Origin of the sequence: Chromohalobacter sp. HP20-39 (assembly GCF_033052815.1) — a bacterium.
Classification (GTDB): Bacteria; Pseudomonadota; Gammaproteobacteria; order Pseudomonadales; family Halomonadaceae; genus Chromohalobacter.
This window is the reverse complement of record NZ_JAWHTP010000156.1, coordinates 1-448: the sequence shown is the minus strand read 5'-3', so window position 1 is coordinate 448 and position 448 is coordinate 1. Positions and strand designations below refer to the sequence as shown.

Below are 448 nucleotides of genomic sequence, written 5' to 3'. Positions count from 1 at the left end.
GCTATCAGGTCAAGGGGCCGCCGCATTTCGGCCTGACGAACCTGCGCTCCATCCAGGACTGGGTGCTCCAGCGCCGGCTGCTGACGGTCCCCGGCGTGGCACAGGTGGTGAGCTGGGGCGGCCCGACCAAGAGCTATGAAGTCTCGGTCGACCCGCGCAAGCTCGAAACGTACAACGTGACCCTGCCGCAGATGATGACGGCGCTTGGCAACGCCAACATCAACGTCGGCGGGCGCACGCTCAACTTCGGGCAGCAGTCGATCAACATCCGGGGCGTCGGTCTGGTTGAGAACGTCAAGGACATCGGCAAGGTCGTCCTGACGCAGAACAACGGCGTGCCGGTGCAAGTCAAGGACGTGGCGACGGTCAAGATCGGCTTCGTGCCGCGGCTCGGCATTGCGGGCCGTGACAACGAGGACGACGTGGCCCTGGGCACCGTCGTGATGAA

1 protein-coding gene is annotated in these 448 nt (G+C 65.0%); it reads left to right on the top strand.

Annotated features, from left to right (window positions below; translation table 11 throughout):
- Positions 1-448, top strand: a 448-nt coding sequence (locus RVY79_RS17425; RefSeq protein WP_317465743.1) for an efflux RND transporter permease subunit, incomplete at both ends; no start/stop codon positions are given.